The organism is Aquihabitans sp. G128, from assembly GCF_019048865.1.
Taxonomy (GTDB): Bacteria; Actinomycetota; Acidimicrobiia; order Acidimicrobiales; family Iamiaceae; genus Aquihabitans.
Map to the genome: position 1 here is coordinate 1120374 of NZ_CP077604.1, position 14622 is coordinate 1134995.

At 73.8% G+C, this 14622-nt stretch carries 19 protein-coding genes and 3 pseudogenes; 16 read left to right on the forward strand and 6 right to left on the reverse strand.

Features of this window, described 5'->3' with window-relative positions:
• Positions 1-89: 89 nt before the first annotated feature.
• Positions 90-521 (reverse strand): VOC family protein, encoded by a 432-nt coding sequence (locus KSP35_RS05200; protein WP_216999562.1) that lies wholly within the window; start codon positions 519-521, stop codon positions 90-92.
• Positions 522-674: 153 nt separating this feature from the next.
• Here KSP35_RS05200 and KSP35_RS25605 point away from each other — a divergent pair, with 153 nt between their 5' ends.
• The 13 genes and pseudogenes from KSP35_RS25605 to KSP35_RS05255 all read left to right on the forward strand — a co-directional run bounded on the left by KSP35_RS25605 (position 675) and on the right by KSP35_RS05255 (position 9952).
• The gene (locus KSP35_RS25605) at positions 675-797 is read left to right on the forward strand and encodes a hypothetical protein (protein ID WP_371748691.1); all 123 of its coding nucleotides are present in this window, start codon (positions 675-677) and stop codon (positions 795-797) included.
• Between the two features lie 103 nt (positions 798-900).
• Positions 901-1203 (forward strand): annotated as a pseudogene (locus KSP35_RS25610) (hemerythrin domain-containing protein); the annotation flags it as partial.
• 181 nt (positions 1204-1384) lie between these two features.
• Positions 1385-1852 carry a hypothetical protein gene (locus tag KSP35_RS24025; protein ID WP_254126998.1) on the forward strand — a complete coding sequence of 156 codons (468 nt, stop codon included), beginning with the start codon at positions 1385-1387 and terminating at the stop codon, positions 1850-1852.
• Between the two features lie 95 nt (positions 1853-1947).
• The gene (locus tag KSP35_RS05210; RefSeq protein ID WP_216999566.1) at positions 1948-2895 is read left to right on the forward strand and encodes a TIGR03557 family F420-dependent LLM class oxidoreductase; all 948 of its coding nucleotides are present in this window, start codon (positions 1948-1950) and stop codon (positions 2893-2895) included.
• 59 nt (positions 2896-2954) lie between these two features.
• Positions 2955-4157, forward strand: a complete 1203-nt coding sequence (locus KSP35_RS05215) for a PP2C family protein-serine/threonine phosphatase (RefSeq protein WP_216999568.1) — start codon at positions 2955-2957, stop codon at positions 4155-4157.
• A 48-nt stretch (positions 4158-4205) separates the two neighbouring features.
• A complete protein-coding gene (locus KSP35_RS05220; RefSeq protein ID WP_216999570.1) occupies positions 4206-4946 on the forward strand; it encodes a PIG-L deacetylase family protein in 741 nt (246 codons plus the stop codon).
• Positions 4936-5514: an SAM-dependent methyltransferase gene (locus KSP35_RS05225; protein ID WP_216999572.1), complete on the forward strand. Its 579-nt coding sequence runs from the start codon at positions 4936-4938 to the stop codon at positions 5512-5514. The genes KSP35_RS05220 and KSP35_RS05225 overlap by 11 nt, the downstream gene beginning before the upstream one ends.
• Positions 5511-6590, forward strand: coding sequence for a glycosyltransferase family 2 protein (locus KSP35_RS05230; protein ID WP_216999574.1), 1080 nt, complete (start codon positions 5511-5513; stop codon positions 6588-6590). Before KSP35_RS05225 ends, KSP35_RS05230 begins: the two co-directional genes overlap by 4 nt.
• Positions 6497-7201, forward strand: a complete 705-nt coding sequence (locus KSP35_RS05235) for a hypothetical protein (protein ID WP_216999576.1) — start codon at positions 6497-6499, stop codon at positions 7199-7201. The genes KSP35_RS05230 and KSP35_RS05235 overlap by 94 nt, the downstream gene beginning before the upstream one ends.
• Before the next feature lie 94 nt (positions 7202-7295).
• Positions 7296-7769, forward strand: a complete 474-nt coding sequence (locus KSP35_RS05240; RefSeq protein ID WP_216999578.1) for an ATP-binding protein — start codon at positions 7296-7298, stop codon at positions 7767-7769.
• A gap of 72 nt (positions 7770-7841) precedes the next feature.
• Positions 7842-8201: an STAS domain-containing protein gene (locus tag KSP35_RS05245; protein WP_216999580.1), complete on the forward strand. Its 360-nt coding sequence runs from the start codon at positions 7842-7844 to the stop codon at positions 8199-8201.
• Positions 8202-8421: 220 nt separating this feature from the next.
• Positions 8422-8883, forward strand: a pseudogene (locus KSP35_RS25615) (Type 1 glutamine amidotransferase-like domain-containing protein); the annotation flags it as partial.
• 328 nt (positions 8884-9211) lie between these two features.
• Complete coding sequence (locus KSP35_RS05255) at positions 9212-9952, forward strand: dienelactone hydrolase family protein (RefSeq protein ID WP_216999583.1); 741 nt, start codon at positions 9212-9214, stop codon at positions 9950-9952.
• Between the two features lie 14 nt (positions 9953-9966).
• Here KSP35_RS05255 and KSP35_RS05260 read toward each other — a convergent pair whose 3' ends face one another.
• On the reverse strand, positions 9967-10491 hold the full coding sequence (locus KSP35_RS05260; RefSeq protein ID WP_216999585.1) for a GNAT family N-acetyltransferase: 525 nt from the start codon (positions 10489-10491) through the stop codon (positions 9967-9969).
• Between the two features lie 79 nt (positions 10492-10570).
• On the opposite strand from KSP35_RS05260, the gene KSP35_RS05265 reads away from it, so the two are divergent.
• Positions 10571-11086 carry a pyridoxamine 5'-phosphate oxidase family protein gene (locus KSP35_RS05265; protein WP_216999587.1) on the forward strand — a complete coding sequence of 172 codons (516 nt, stop codon included), beginning with the start codon at positions 10571-10573 and terminating at the stop codon, positions 11084-11086.
• Positions 11087-11132: 46 nt separating this feature from the next.
• A complete protein-coding gene (locus tag KSP35_RS05270; RefSeq protein ID WP_216999589.1) occupies positions 11133-12287 on the forward strand; it encodes a winged helix DNA-binding domain-containing protein in 1155 nt (384 codons plus the stop codon).
• Positions 12288-12308: 21 nt separating this feature from the next.
• Here the strand turns inward: KSP35_RS05270 and KSP35_RS05275 are convergent, their stop codons facing one another.
• The 4 genes from KSP35_RS05275 to KSP35_RS05290 are packed head-to-tail and all read right to left on the reverse strand — an operon-like array spanning position 12309 to position 13534.
• Positions 12309-12587 carry a DUF6199 family natural product biosynthesis protein gene (locus KSP35_RS05275; RefSeq protein ID WP_216999591.1) on the reverse strand — a complete coding sequence of 93 codons (279 nt, stop codon included), beginning with the start codon at positions 12585-12587 and terminating at the stop codon, positions 12309-12311.
• Positions 12584-12856 carry a hypothetical protein gene (locus tag KSP35_RS05280; protein WP_216999593.1) on the reverse strand — a complete coding sequence of 91 codons (273 nt, stop codon included), beginning with the start codon at positions 12854-12856 and terminating at the stop codon, positions 12584-12586. The genes KSP35_RS05275 and KSP35_RS05280 overlap by 4 nt, the downstream gene beginning before the upstream one ends.
• A gap of 47 nt (positions 12857-12903) precedes the next feature.
• On the reverse strand, positions 12904-13257 hold the full coding sequence (locus KSP35_RS05285; RefSeq protein ID WP_216999595.1) for an aminopeptidase P family protein: 354 nt from the start codon (positions 13255-13257) through the stop codon (positions 12904-12906).
• Positions 13250-13534, reverse strand: coding sequence for a DUF1543 domain-containing protein (locus KSP35_RS05290; RefSeq protein WP_216999596.1), 285 nt, complete (start codon positions 13532-13534; stop codon positions 13250-13252). The genes KSP35_RS05285 and KSP35_RS05290 overlap by 8 nt, the downstream gene beginning before the upstream one ends.
• 231 nt (positions 13535-13765) lie before the next feature.
• Here KSP35_RS05290 and KSP35_RS05295 point away from each other — a divergent pair.
• A pseudogene (locus KSP35_RS05295) lies at positions 13766-14603 on the forward strand (alpha/beta fold hydrolase).
• Positions 14604-14622 lie beyond the last annotated feature (19 nt).

The following is a 14622-nucleotide window of genomic DNA, read 5'->3' on the forward strand; positions in this document are numbered from 1 at the left end:
GTCCATCTGCCCGCCGAACCCACCGAGCTCCGGGTGCGCGGCCCGTGCAGGCGAGGGCTTCAGACCCGGGGCTTGGCGCAGGGTGGGGCTCAGCCGAGCGGGGCGGTGAGCTCGATGTTGATGTCGTCGGGGTCCTGGAACGAGAGGATCGCCATGCCGGCGTCGGCGAGGTCGTTGATCTCGCCCCGCTCGATGCCGGCGCCGTCGAGGGCGGCGGCCGCCGACTCGAGCTCGCTGCGGTCGGCCACGGCGAAGCTCACGTGGTCGAGGCCGGTGTGCTCGGAGTCGAACGCCTGCGGGCCGACGGGGCGGAGCCCGAAGAGGGTGCCCTGGGGCGTCTGGTAGACGGTGCCGCCGTAGAACTGCTCCGGCGATGCGCTCACCCCCGGCTCGTCGGCGTGGTCGGAGGCGTCCACGGCGGTCGGCCAACCGAACACCTGGTCGTAGAAGGCCTTGGACCGAGCGATGTCGGTGACGGTCAGTCGGACGTGGGCGAAGCCGTTGCTGTTCACGAGTGCCATGGAGCTGCACTACCCGTGGCCGCGACCGGGACCCCACCCGATGTTGAGGGGCCTGCCGACCGGAGGCGGCGGCCGACCTAGGGTCCGGTCGTGTCCGATCCACGCGGGTGACCCTGGTGGGAGCGAGCAGCGCTGCTGGCGATCGTCGTGCTGGTGGCAGCAGCGGTGGTGCTGGTGGCGTCGGGCGAGGGGGCCGCAGGTGGTGGCCTCATCGGGGGCGCGCTGGCGATGGCCGCCAACCTCGCCGTCCAGCGACGGCGGGCGTCCCGCGCCTGACGGTTCGCGCACCTGACGGGAGGCTGGGCAAGATCACCCGAACGGAGCACGGGTCGGGGGTCACATCGGGTCCGTGCGGCGCTCGCTCGGGTAGCTCGACCGCATGGATGCCATCACCCTGCTCAAGGACGACCACCGGACCGTGGAGAAGCTCTTCAAGCGCTTCGAGAAGGCTGGTGACGGCGCCTACGCCGACAAGCGCCAGATCGCCGACCGGATCTGCGAGGAGCTGTCGAAGCACGCAGCCATCGAGGAGATGCTCTTCTACCCCGTCACCCGCGCCACCGTGCCGGAGACCGAGGACATCGTGCTCGAGAGCCTCGAGGAGCACCACATCGTCAAGTGGGTGCTCTCGGAGATCGACGACCTCGACCCCCACGACGAGCGCTTCGACGCCAAGGTCACCGTCCTCATCGAGAACGTGCGCCACCACGTGAAGGAAGAGGAGGAGGAGTACTTCCCGCAGGTCCGCGAGGAGCTCGGGCGCAAGGCCCTGGCCGAGCTCGGCGATGCCATGGTCGACGCCAAGAAGACGGCGCCGACGCACCCGCACCCCCGCGCCCCCCGACACCCCTCCCGGCAACGTCGTGGCGGGCACCGCGGCCGGCGTGGTCGACAAGGTGACCGACACCGTGAGCGGCCTGGCCCAGGGCTCGCTGGCCGTCGCCCAGGACGTCATCGCCAAGGTCAGCGGGTCGAAGACCAGCGCAAAGGCCCCCAAGGGGAGCTCCGTCGCCCGCAAGACCGCCACCAAGGTCCGCTCCGGCGCCAAGGAGACCGCCGACAAGGCCACCAAGGCGACGGCCAAGGCCAAGCGCACCGGCGAGGCCACCACCAAGGCCACCACCGCTCGGGCCAAGGCCACCGCCAAGGCCGCCACGTCCGGAGCCAAGGGGACGGCCACCTCGGCCAGGAAGGGCGCAGCCCGCACCACGACCGCGGCCAAGCGCAGCGCCAAGCGCACCGCGACCACGGCGAAGGGCGCCGCCAAGACCACCAAGGCATCCGCCAAGCGGGCCGGCACCAACACCCGCAAGGCTGCCGCCTCGCGCTGATCCTGCCGGGCCGACGGGACGAGAGCTCCCGTCGGCCGGCGACGATCACCCGGAGGGTGGGTCGGCCCCGGCCCCACCTCGGGTAGCCCCCGGCCATGGCTGAGATCGGGTACTTCCTGTCGGGTGAGGAGCACGGGCCCAACGCCCTGCTCGAGCAGGCAAAGGGGGCCGAGGCCCACGGCTTCTCGTCGGTCTGGATCTCCGACCACTTCCACCCCTGGCTCGACGAGCAGGGGTCGAGCCCGTTCGTGTGGGGCGTGATCGGCGCCATCGCCGCCACGACCTCGCTGCAGGTGACCACCGCGGTCACGTGCCCGACGATGCGCATCCACCCGGCGATCGTCGCCCAAGCCGCCGCCACCGCCTCCCTGCAGCTCGACGGCCGCTTCCGCCTGGGCGTCGGCACGGGCGAGGCCCTCAACGAGCACGTGCTGGGCGATCGGTGGCCCGGCGCCGACGAGCGCATCGACCAGCTGCGCGAGGCCATCGAGGTCATGCGGAAGCTCTGGACCGGTGAGCAGCTGTCGTTCGAGGGCGATCACTACGTGGTGGACCGGGCCCGCCTCTACGACCACCCGACCGAGACCATCCCGGTGCCGATCTCGGCGTTCGGCCCGAAGGCGCTGGACCTCGCCATCGAGGTCGGCGACGGCTTCGTGACGGCCTCCCCCGACGGCGACTCCCGCCAGCGCTACCAGGACGAGGGCGGCACGGGGCCGACCATGGCCGGGGTGAAGGTCTGCTGGGGCGCCGACGAGGACGAGGCGGCGAAGCTCGCCCACCACCTGTGGCGCAACGAGGGCGTTCCCGGCGAGCTGGCCCAGGAGCTGCCCATGCCCGGGCACTTCGCCCAGGCCAGCGAGCTGGTCACCGTCGAGGCCATCAAGGACTCGCACGCCTGTGGCCCCGATCCGGAGCGCCACGTCGAGATCCTCAAGGAGTACCTGGATGCCGGCTTCGACGAGGTCTACGTGAACCAGATCGGGCCCGACCAGGAGGGCTTCTTCGAGTTCTTCGAGTCCGAGGTCCGGCCTCGCCTCTGAACGGGTGACCGGAGGCGAGCCAGCCGGTCGCCCGCCACGGCGGCACCTAGGGTGCAGCGATGGCCGACGACGGTGGACGAACGAGCGATGCGTCGCTGCTCGCCGCGATGACCGGTCTGCTCGACGAAGCCCGCCGGCTGGCCCCCCATCGGCTGCCCGGCCTGATCGCGTCAGCGGCCGAGCAGCTCGGCGCCCGCGAGGCCCGGGTGTGGCTCTCCGATCCCCAGCAGCGGATCCTGGTGCACGTGCCCCACAGCGACCAGGCGGTGCAGCTGCCCGAGCAGCCCATCGATGCCTCGAGCGCCGGGCGGGCCTACTCCCACAGCGAGACGGTGGCGGCCGAGGACGAGGGCGTCACGCACCTGTGGGTGCCGCTCATCGATGGCGTGGACCGGATCGGCGTGCTCGAGCTGGTCGTGGCGGACCTCGGCGAAGCCGGGCGACGCCGCTTCGAGCACCTGGCGGCGGTGGCCGCCGCCGAGATCATCACGCGAGGCCAGTACAGCGACACGTTCACCCGCCGACGAAGGCGGCGATCGATGTCGCTGGCCGCCGAGCTGCAGTGGCAGGAGCTGCCGCCCACCAGCTTCTCCACCGCTGACGTGTCGGTGGCCGGCATGCTCGAGCCGGCGTACACCGTCGGCGGCGACACGTTCGACTACGCCCACGGCCCCGACCGGATGGACCTCGTCATCCTCGACTCCGTGGGCCACGACCTCGGGTCGAGCCTGATCTCCACCCTCGCGCTGGCGGCCTACCGCAACGCCCGTCGGGCGGGCGGCGACCTCGCCGACGCCGCCCGCCTCATGGATCGCGCCATCCAGGAGCAGATCGGCCGCGGGCGCTACGCCACCGGCCAGCTGGGCCGGCTCGACACCCGGACCGGCGTGCTGCGCTGGCTCAACGCCGGCCACCCGCCGCCCCTGCTGGTGCGACGCAACCACATCGCCGAGCTGGCCTGCCGCCCGCGCCTGCCGTTCGGCATCGGGCACATGGAGCCGGACCGGGTGTGGGAGATCGCCGAGGACCAGCTGGAGCCCGGCGACGGGGTGCTCTTCTACACCGACGGCGTCATCGAGGCCCAAGCCCTCGGCGGCGAGGACTTCGGCCTCGACCGGCTCATCGACTTCGTGAGCAAGGCCGTCGCCGCCGACCTCGGCCCGGCCGAGACGGTCCGCCGCCTCTCGAACGCCATCCTCGACTTCCACGGCGGCCACCTGCGCGACGACGCGACCAGCTTCCTGGTGGTGTGGACGCCCTGACGCCCGGCGCCGGGTTCTGCACGGAGGTGCGGGGGATATGCACCCGCGGTGACCGTGCGTTCGGAGACCCGCCCCGGTGATCCGGCGACCAGCGCGTTCCCCGTCCAGGCCCCGGTCGACGAGGCCACGTGGCGCCGCTGGGCCGCCCGCATCCCGCTCGCCGATCCGGCGGCGGGCCCGGTGTTGGTGGTCGCCCCCCACCCCGACGACGAGACGCTGGGCTGCGGCGGCCTGATCGCCGACCTCTGCCGGCGAGGGGTCGACGTCGCGGTCGTGACCGTCACCGACGGCGAAGGGTCCCACCCCGGCAGCCCCGGCCTCGCCGAGCTGCGACACGGCGAACAGGCTCGGGCCCTGGCGCACCTGGGGGTGCCGAGCCCGACCCGCCGCCTCGGCCTGCCCGACGGCTCGGTGCACGCCCATGCCGACGACCTCGTCGCCCGGCTCCGTGAGCTCGCGGCGGGGGCCTCGCTGGTGGTGGCGCCGTGGTCCGAGGACGGCCACACCGACCACGATGCGTGCGGCCTCGCCGCCATCTCGGCGGCCGCCGCGGTCGGCGCCGAGGTCTGGGCGTACCCCGTGTGGGCCTGGCAGTGGGCCCAGGACCACGAGCTCGACGGCCTCGACTGGGTGGGTCACGAGGTCTCGTCGAGCGCCCGGCAGGCGAAGCAGCGGGCGGTCGCGTGCTTCGCGTCGCAGACGACCGGGATGCTCGGCGCCGTCATCGTGGGCCCCGAGGCGCTCCCCCGCTTCGAGCGGACCGTCGAGGTGTTCGCCCGTGTCGGTTGAACCGTGGAGCGCCGAGGCGTTCGAGCAGCGCTACCAGGGCGACGCCGACCCCTGGGACTTCGCCGGTTCGCCGTACGAGCAGGGTCGCTACGCGTCGATCCTCGCGTCCCTCGGTCGGCCCTCGTACGGCCGGGCCTACGAGCCGGGTTGCTCGGTGGGTGAGCTGACCGCGCTGCTGGCGCCGCGCTGCGCAGAGCTGGTCGCCACCGACGTGTCGGCCACCGCCGTGGACCGGGCCCGAGCCCGCTGCCGCGATCTGGCCGGGGTGACGCTCGCGACCGGGTCGGTCACCGATGCCCCGCCGGCGCCGCTCGACCTCGTCGTGTTGAGCGAGGTCGGCTACTACCTGAGCACCGTCGAGCTCGCCGAGGTCGCCGGTGCGCTCGGCGCGGCCCTGGCTCCCGGCGGCGAGCTCGTCGCCTGCCACTGGCTCGGCGAGAGTCCCGACCACCAGCTCCACGGCACCACCGTCCACCGGGTCCTGGCCGACTCGCTCCCCTCGCGGCTCGCCCGCACCCGCCACGTGTCGGCGCCGGGGTTCACCATCGACCGCTGGACCGCGTCGTGAGCCCCGGCGGGTGGTCGGTGGGCGTGGTGGTGCCGGCGCGCAACGAGACCGCCACCATCGAGGCCTGCCTGGCTTCGATCCTCGCTGCACCGCTTCCCGCCGGGTCGGACCTCTGGATCGTGGTCGTGGCCGACGGCTGCGACGACGACACCGCCGGACGGGCCCGGCGGGCCCTCGGCGCGCGCGGCGAGGTCGTCGTGGTCGCCACCGGGAACGTCGGTGCCGCTCGCCGCGTGGGCGCACGCCGTGCGCTCGACCACCTCGACCAGACCCAGGGGCGGCCCCCGGAGCGCACGTGGCTGCTCACCACCGATGCCGACAGCACGGTGCCCGGCGCCTGGATCGAGGCCCACCTCGGCCACGCCGACGCGGGTGCCGAGGGCGTGGCCGGGACGGTGGCGGTGGCGTCCTTCAGCGAGCACCCCACCTCGGTGCCCGACCGGTTCGCCGCCGAGTACGTGCTCCACCCCGACGGCACCCACCCCCACGTGCACGGCGCCAACCTCGGCGCCCGCGCCGACGCCTACGTCGCCGTCGGGGGGTGGGCCCCGCTGCGCACCGGCGAGGACCACGACCTCTGGAACCGGCTCCGGGCCGGAGGCGCCGCCCTCGTCACGACGATCGAGGCGCCGGTGACCACGAGCGGCAGGCGGACGGGCCGTGCCCCGTCCGGCTTCGCCGCCCGCCTGCTCGAGCTCGCCCCGGCGCCCGTGGCGGTCGAAGCGCCGGACCTGGTCGGCTCGTGGCGCGCCGCGACGACCTCCACGCCCTCGTCGCATCGGGAGACCTCGACCTCCCGCCCCTCGGCGGCGGCGCCACCGCCGAGCGGTGGGCCGCGCTCGCCGCCATCGCTCGCCGTGACGTCTCCCTGGGGCGGCTCGCCGAAGCCCACGCCGGCGCGTGCCAGATCCTGGCGGAGGCGGGCCGATCGGCGCCCCCTGGCCAGACCTTGGGCGTGTGGGCGTCGGAGCACCCCGCCCACGTGGTGCGCGCCGAACGCACCGGACACGGCCTCCGGCTCACCGGGTCCAAGGGCTTCTGCACCGGTGCCGGCATCGTCGACGCCGCCCTCGTGACGGTCCCGGCGAGCGACGGTCCCCTCCTGCTCCTCGTCGACCTGGCCGACCTGGGCGAGGACCAGGTCTCCCTGGACGACTGGCGGACCCCGGCGCTCGCCGACACCCGCACCGCCACCGTGACCTTCGACGGGCTCGTCGTGGGCGAGGACGCCGTGCTCGGCGGGCCCGGCTGGTACCTCGATCGACCGGGCTTCTGGCTCGGAGCCGTGGGCCCCGCCGCCTGCTGGGCCGGCGCCGCCCAGGGCCTGGTGGACCACGCGGCGGACCACCTCGGCGACGACCCGCACCGCCTCGCCCACCTCGGCGCGCTCACCGCCGCCTCCTGGGACCTGGACGCCATCCTCTCCGCCGCCGGCGACGCCGCCGACAGGGGCGGGCACGATGTCGACGGCGCGCGGCGGCTGGCGCTCACCGTCCGCCACCTCGTCGACGACCGCTGCGAGGATGTCCAGCGGCGCTTCGAGCGGGCCCTCGGACCGCGCGCCCTCGCGGGCGATGCCGCCGTCGCCGAGCGCCATGCAGCCCTCACCCTGTACCGCCGGCAGTGCCACGCCGAGGCCGACCTCGAGGCGCTCGGCCGCATCGCCCGCGCCCGACCGGCGTCGTGAGCGATGGTCGCTCGCCCTTGCGGGTGGTTCGCGGGTCGACGTGCACCGCCGGGGTAGGCGAGGCAGCGACGGCCACGACGGAAGCCCGAGACCGATGGATCGCCTAGCCGAGTACCGCTACGAGAGCGCCGCCGAGGCCGCCGCCATCCGCACCTCGCTCCGGGAGACCGTCGCCATGGCCGGACTGTCCGGTGAGCGGTGCGACGACGTCGCCCTGATGGCCAGCGAGCTCATGGCCAACACCCTCCGCCACACCGACACCCCACAGCCACGGCTCACGCTCGATCGAACGGGAGAGCAGCTGCGGGTCACGGTGACCGACCGGGACTGCTCGCACCCCGCACCGCTGCCCCAGGACCCCAGCCGCTCCGGAGGGAACGGGCTCCGGATCATCGACGTCCTCGCCGATCGCTGGGGCACCCGTCACCACGACGGCCTCGGCAAGTCGGTCTGGTTCACGATCGCGCTGCCCGCTTGGGCCGCCCCGCCGGCGCAGCGGCCCCGAGGCGCGAGGAGCGAGGAGCGAGGAGCGCCGAAGAGGATCGACCGGACGCTCGCCACGGACTGATGACGTATCGTCTCCGAGGCCGGTGAAGCAGCCGCTGGCATTCCCGCTGAGGAAGCCCGTCCCGGAGGACCCATGGCCAGCTCCGAGTCCCGCCCCTTCGCCGCCGAGCTCGACCGATCCGGGTCGACGCTGACCGCCTACCTCAGCGGTGACCTCGACCTCGTGGGCGCGCCCCTCTTGGTCGAGGCGATGCAGGGCGCCGTCGACGAATCCGTCCAGCGGGTGGTGCTCGACCTGTCGACGCTCACGTTCTGCGACAGCCTCGGCCTCCGGGCCATGCTCACCGTCAACCAGCAGGTGCTCGACCGCGGCGGCGAGGTCGTGCTCCAGGACCCCAGCCGGACGCTGCGCCGCATGCTCGCCGTCACCGGCATCGACACGGTGCTGGCGGTGCAGGGCATCACCGAGGACCCCAGCGGCGGAGCCCCCTGACCGTCGAGGAGACCGGCCTGCGCTTTCGGGCCCAGGGTGTCGAGAGCCGGCTGCCAGGGCTGCCGACGACGGTCCGCCGGCTGTTCGTCGTGGCCGGGATCGACCAGGTGCTAGCCATCTACGGCCCCGCCAAGCAGCCGGACCGCCCCGACCGATCTGGCCCGATCGCGGTCAGCGGGGTAGGCCGGCGCCACCTCGCCACCCAACGCACGGAGCCCCCATGACCGGACCCGTCCGCACCGACGCCGTCCTCTTGTCGAACTCCTCGGACGACGACGACACGCTCTACGGCTACGCCGGCGAGGCCATCCGGGAGGCGGTCCGCGGCCGACGCGTCACCTTCGTGCCCTTCGCCCTCGCCGACCTCGAGGCGTATGCCGCCAAGGCCCGTCGGGCGTTCGCGGCCTTGGGCATCGAGCTGGTGTCGGCGCACGATGGCCGCGACGCCGCGCAGGCGATCCTCGAGGCCGAGGTGCTCATGGTGGGCGGCGGCAACACCTTCCGGCTGCTCGGCGCGCTGCTGCGCCTCGGCGTCATCCCGGAGGTCTCGGCCCGGGTGACGGCGGGGCTCACCACCTACCTGGGGGCATCGGCGGGCACGAGCATCGCCGGGCCGACCATCCGCACCAGCAACGACATGCCCATCCGCCACCCGGCCACCCTCGACGCCCTGGGCGTGGTGCCGTTCCAGATCAACGCCCACTACGTGGACCCGGACCCCCGTTCGACCTTCCGGGGCGAGCACGCGACGAGCGCCTCGAGGAGTTCCTCGAGGACAACGACGCCACCATCCTCGGCCTGCACGAAGGCTCCTACCTCCGCGTCGCCGACGGCGCCGCCACCCTGCACGGCCGGGGGCGGCTCTTCGACCGCTCGGCGACGACCGACCTGGCCGACGGCCACGTGCTCCGCTTCGCCGACCTGGCGCCAGCCCGCTTCGACGTCGGCGGCTGGAGCTCGCCGCTCGCCGCCGAGTGGGCCGCGCACTGACCGCCGCTACCGTCGCCCCCATGCCCACGATCGACCTCGAGGTGCCCACCCCCGACGGCACCGCCCCCGCCTCGCTGCACGTGCCCGAGGGCGACGGGCCCTGGCCCGGCGTGCTGCTGTACCCGGATGCCGGCAGCACGCGCCAGGTGTTTCGCGAGCTGGCCGATCGGTTGGCCGGCCTCGGCCACGCCGTCCTGCTGCCGGACGTCTACTACCGGGCCGGGAGCTACGAGCCGTTCTCGATCGCCACGGTCTTCACCGACCCGGGCGAGATGGCCCGGCTGGCCGAGCTGGCCGGGGCCCTGACCCCGGCCCGCGCCGCTGCGGACGCCAGGGCCTTCGCCGACCTCCTCGACGACCGCCCCGAGGTGGCCGACGGCCCGATCGGCACCACCGGCTACTGCATGGGCGGACGGCTGTCGCTCACCGCGGCCGGCACGCTGGGAGGTCGGGTGGGGGCGGCGGCGTCGTTCCACGGCGGCCGCCTCGCCGTCGTCGGTGATCCCGGCAGCCCACACCTCGGGGCGTCGACCACCCGGGCGGTGGTCTACGTCGCCGCCGCCCGGGACGACCCCCACTTCGACGGCGCCGAGGCCGCCCGCCTGCACGAGGCGTACCTGGCCGCCGGCGTCGACCACACCATCGAGACCTACGCCGGCGCCCACGGCTTCGCCGTCCCCGACAACCCGACCTTCGACGAGGCCGCCTCCGAGCGCCACTTTCAGGCCCTGGCGGCGCTCTTCGACGCCCACCTGGGCTGAGCCCGGCGGACGGGTCAGAGGTCGCGCCGCAGGACCACGAAGTGCAGGTCGTCGCGCTGGGGGATGCCGAAGCGCTCGTCCCCGTAGGGGAAGGGGTGCGTCTCGCCGGTTGGCTGGTACCCACGCCGCTGGTAGAAGGCGATGAGCTGGTGGCGCTGGGCGATGACGTCGAGGTCCATCGACCGGCAGGACCAGGGGCCGCGGGCCAGGTCCTCGGCGTGGGCCAGCAGCGCCGAGCCCACCCCGCCCGCCTGGCGGGTGGGGTCGACGGCGAACATGCCGAAGTGGGCCTCGGCACCCGACCGCACGACCTGCATGCAGCCGAGCAGCTCGCCGTCGCGCTCGGCCAGGAGCACGGTGCCGTCGAGATCCGTGACGGCGGCAGTGACCATGGCGGCATCGGTGCGCTGGCCCCGGAGCAGGTGGTGCTCGGTGGTCCACCCCGCCGTGCTGGCCTCGCCCCGGTACGCCGAGGTCACCAGCGCGACGACGGCGTCGACGTCGGCGACCTCGGCCGGGCGGATGGTGAGGTCGGTCACGGCGCGAAGGTAGCCAGGCCGCCGCCCGAAGCACGAGCCGATGAGCCCGCCGGCACGACGGCGTCTGCATCGATGAACGATGGACGATCGGGAGAAGAAGACCATGGCTGCCCTCACCGACGACGACCGCCGCGACCTCGCGGCCCAGGCGCGGCGGATCGTCGCCGCCAACCGCTACCTCACGCTGTCGACCGCCGACGCCGACGGCCGCCCCTGGGTGACGCCGGTGTACTTCACCCCGGAGGACGACCACCGGTACCTGTGGGTCTCCTCCCCCACGGCCCGCCACTCGCGCAACATCGAGGCTCGCCGTGAGGTCGCCTTCGCCATCTTCGACTCGACCGTGGGCATCGGGCACGGTGAGGCGGTCTACGTCGACGCCACCGCGGCGCTCGTGGCGGACGACGAGGTCGACGCGGTCACGGCCACGTTCACCGCTCGCTACCCCGAACTGGCGAGCACCACCGTCGACGACCTGCGGGGCCCCGGCCTGCTGCGGCTGTACCGGGCGGTGGCCACCGAGACCTCGGTGCTGCTCCGCGGCGGCGACCCCAGGAACGCCCACGGGATCGACACCCGGATCGTCGTGCCCTGACCGCAGGTCGGCCAACGGCGCAGCGCTCGCCGGTCATGATGGCGGCGTGCGACACGTCGGTGACGAGGAACGACGGGCCCGGCTGGCGGTCCGCCACGCGCTGGCCTCGGCGGCTCGGGTCGCCACGCCGGAGGACGCCGTCCGCGCCATGACCGTGCTGCACGCCACCGAGCCGGCGACGGTCTACCTGTCGACGTGGGCCCGGTGCGCCACGGTGACGCCGGCCGAGGTCGACCGGTCGCTCTACGTCGACCGGACCCTCGTCAAGCAGCTGGCCATGCGGCGCACCCTGTTCGTGTTCCCGCTCGACCTCCTGCCCGCCGTGTGGCCCAGCGCCTCCGCCCGGGTGGCCGGCACGGAGCGGGCCCGCATGGCCAAGGATGCGGTGGCCGCCGGGCTGGCCGACGACGGCGACGCCTGGCTCGACGAAGCCCGGGCCGCCGTGCTGGCCCTGCTGGCCGAGTCCCCCGACGGGCTGCCCGCCACCGAGGTGCGCCAGGCCATCCCGATGATCGACGTCAAGGTCGGCCCTGCCGGCGCGGTCTGGTCGGCCTCGAGGGTGCTGACCCACCTCGGCGCCACCGGCGACATCGTCCGGGGCACCAACGCCGGGGGCTGGCACACCTCCCGGCCTCGCTGGACGCGCATCGAGCGCTGGCTCGACGCCGTGCCCGACCCGGTCGCCTCCCCCGCCGATGGCTACCGCGAGCTGGTGCGGCGCTGGTTGCAGACCTTCGGCCCCGGCACCGAAGCCGACCTCGTCTGGTGGCTCGGCTCCACCAAGGCGGTCGTGCGCGCCGCCTTGCTCGCCCTGGACGCCGAAGCGGTCTCGCTGGACGGCGGCGGGCAGGGCTGGCTGCTGCCGGACGACCTCGCCGAGCCTCCCGATCCGGGTCCGTGGGCGGCGCTGCTGCCGGTGCTCGACCCCACGATCATGGGTTGGAAGGACCGTGACTTCTACCTGGGTCCCCACCGCGAGCAGCTCTTCGACACCCGGGGCAACGCAGGGGCGACCGCCTGGGTCGACGGGCGAGCGGTCGGCTCCTGGGTCCAGGACGAGGCCGGCGTCGTGCAGCTGCGACTGCTCGAGCCGGTGTCAACCCGGGCGCAGGACGACCTGCAGGCCGAGGCCGACCGGCTGACCGCCTGGCTCGGCGGCTTCCGCGTGGGGTCGGTGTACTCATCACCGGCGATGCGCTGACCAGCCGGCGGGCTCGGGTGCCTAGAGCTTGCTGATCCCGTTCACCAGGGCGGCGACGCCGAAGCAGAAGGCGACGGCACCGATCAGCCGTTGCAGGCCGAAGCCGAGGTCGCTGGGCTCCATGGCGTCCGGGTTCTTGTAGAACCGTCGGTTCAACCGCCACAGCGCCTGCGGGCGCACCACCTGGACGCCGGCGATGGCCATCATGAACAGGCCGACGCCGATCAGCAGGGCACCGTTGCCGCTCCCGCTGCCCCCGCCGCCCGTCCCGGCGGCCAGGATCGCCGCGACCACGCTCACGACCCCAGCGCAGCCAGCGCGTCGTCGTTCGCGGCCGAGAAGACGATGGCGCCGAGGACGAACCCGATGATCATGGCGACCACGGCGAACGGGAGGGCGTAGCGGGCCAGCGGGTCGCCCTTCCGCCAGCCGACCGCCGCCAGCACGATGGCCACCGGGCCGAAGAGGATCGGGAAGAACAGGATCGAGATCGCCCCGAAGACGAAGGCGAGGATCGTGCAGACCCGCGCGGTGCTGGCGCCGTTCTGGACGGTGGTGGGCTGAGCCATGGGGGTCTCCGCTCGTCAGGCCGGATCCGTCTCCGGCTGCCCGGCTCCTACCCCGCCCGTCGCCCCGGCCAGACCGCTGCCGCACCCCGCTCGGAGGTGGAAGAGGGCCTGGGCGAAGCCCGCAGCAGCCCCTGCTCTCCCTCGGTGCAGGTGCCCACCGACCGATTGCGCCTCGACCCGGGCAGCACGGAGTGCGGCCCCGACCGCACGATGCGCTTGTGCCGGTGGCGGCGGACCCCGAAGAGCTCGGCAGCCAGGTCTCGGATGGCATGGCTGGCGGCCTTGTCGGTGGTCCCGGGCCGGATGATGCCGCGGTCCTCGACCGCGACGAACAGCTGCTCGGCCTGGGCCTGGGCGTCGAGCAAGCGGGCCCGGCGCTCGGACTCGTCGTGCTCAGTCACCGGGCTCGTAGGTGGGGTCGAGGTCGACCACGTCGCCCGTCGCGCCGTCGGGCGAGGGGGTGGCGGCGATGGCATGGCCGTCGACCTGGTCGATGCGCACGATCGCATCGACGTGGCACCTGCCCTTGCCCTGCCACTTGGCCCGGCCCCGCTTGCGCACGTCTCGCACGTCGTCGCCCACCACGAAGACCACCTCGTGGTCCTCGCCGATCCGGCCCGGCGACAGGTCTCCCCCGAGGTACACCGCGTAGAGGTCCATGGCCGTCCCTTCGTCCATCGGGGCCGGTCCGATCCGGTCCGAGCCCGCCACGGTAGGGGCGGCGCCGCCGCCCTCCGGCCGAGCCGCCGCGACGGCCGGCGGCAGGCCCGGGCGTGGGCAGGAAGGGACCGAGCCTCCGCGTCCGATCACCCGGAGGGCGGAGCGAGCTCCACAGCGACCTGGGTACGACACCCGAGCGCCCGCACGGGCGCACCGCATCGAAGCGAAGCAGATCGAAGGAGCCACCCCATGGCCGAAGTCGTCGCCCACTCCGGGATCCTGACGGACACCAAGGTCCACGTCGAAGACACCGGGGGGCCGGGCCGACCGGTGGTGCTGATCCACGGGTGGCCGCTGTCGGGCGCCTCGTGGAGCGAGCAGGTGCCCGTCCTCCAGCAGGCCGGCTACCGGGTGGTGGCCTACGACCGACGGGGCTTCGGCCAGAGCGACCAGCCCTGGCGCGGCTACGACTACGACACGCTGGCCGACGACCTCGAGGGCGTGCTCTCCGAGCTCGACCTGCACGACGTGACGCTCGTGGGCTTCTCCATGGGCGGCGGCGAGGTGGCCCGCTACGCCACCAAGCACGGCGTCGGCCGGCTGCACAGCGTGGTGTTCGCCGCCGCGGTGCCCCCGTACATGCTCAAGACCGACGACAACCCCGACGGGCCGCTCACCAAGGAAGCGGCCGCCGACATGACCAAGGACCTCACCGAGGACGAGGACGCCTTCTACGACGGCTTCACCACCGACTTCTTCTCGGTCGACGGCGTCCTGAAGGTGACCGAGGGCCAGCGCCAGGACGCGCTGGCCCTGACCAAGCAGGCCGACAAGAAGGCGGCGCTGGCCTGCATGGAGTCCTTCGGCACCACCGACTTCCGCGACGACCTGCCCAACGTGACGGTACCGACCCTCGTCATCCACGGCGACGGCGACGGCACGGTCCCGTTCGAGGGTTCGGGCAAGCGGACCCACGAGGCCATCACCCACAGCGAGCTGGTCGTGGTGCCCGACGCCCCCCCACGGCCTCAACGTGAGCCACGCCGAGGCGTTCAACCAGGCGCTGCTCGACTTCCTCGCCAAGTAGCCCCTCGCCGGTCGGCCGG

What these genes read in the sequence shown, in the direction of transcription:
- KSP35_RS05240 (WP_216999578.1), top strand. Translation starts at nt 7,296, where the DNA reads ATGGATCGCCTAGCCGAGTACCGCTACGAGAGCGCCGCCGAGGCCGCC.
- KSP35_RS05210 (WP_216999566.1), top strand. Translation starts at nt 1,948, where the DNA reads ATGGCTGAGATCGGGTACTTCCTGTCGGGTGAGGAGCACGGGCCCAAC.
- KSP35_RS05245 (WP_216999580.1), top strand. Translation starts at nt 7,842, where the DNA reads ATGGCCAGCTCCGAGTCCCGCCCCTTCGCCGCCGAGCTCGACCGATCC.
- KSP35_RS05215 (WP_216999568.1), top strand. Translation starts at nt 2,955, where the DNA reads ATGGCCGACGACGGTGGACGAACGAGCGATGCGTCGCTGCTCGCCGCG.
- KSP35_RS05255 (WP_216999583.1), top strand. Translation starts at nt 9,212, where the DNA reads ATGCCCACGATCGACCTCGAGGTGCCCACCCCCGACGGCACCGCCCCC.
- KSP35_RS05280 (WP_216999593.1), bottom strand. Translation starts at nt 12,856, where the DNA reads ATGGCTCAGCCCACCACCGTCCAGAACGGCGCCAGCACCGCGCGGGTC.
- KSP35_RS05290 (WP_216999596.1), bottom strand. Translation starts at nt 13,534, where the DNA reads ATGGACGAAGGGACGGCCATGGACCTCTACGCGGTGTACCTCGGGGGA.
- KSP35_RS05265 (WP_216999587.1), top strand. Translation starts at nt 10,571, where the DNA reads ATGGACGATCGGGAGAAGAAGACCATGGCTGCCCTCACCGACGACGAC.
- KSP35_RS05200 (WP_216999562.1), bottom strand. Translation starts at nt 521, where the DNA reads ATGGCACTCGTGAACAGCAACGGCTTCGCCCACGTCCGACTGACCGTC.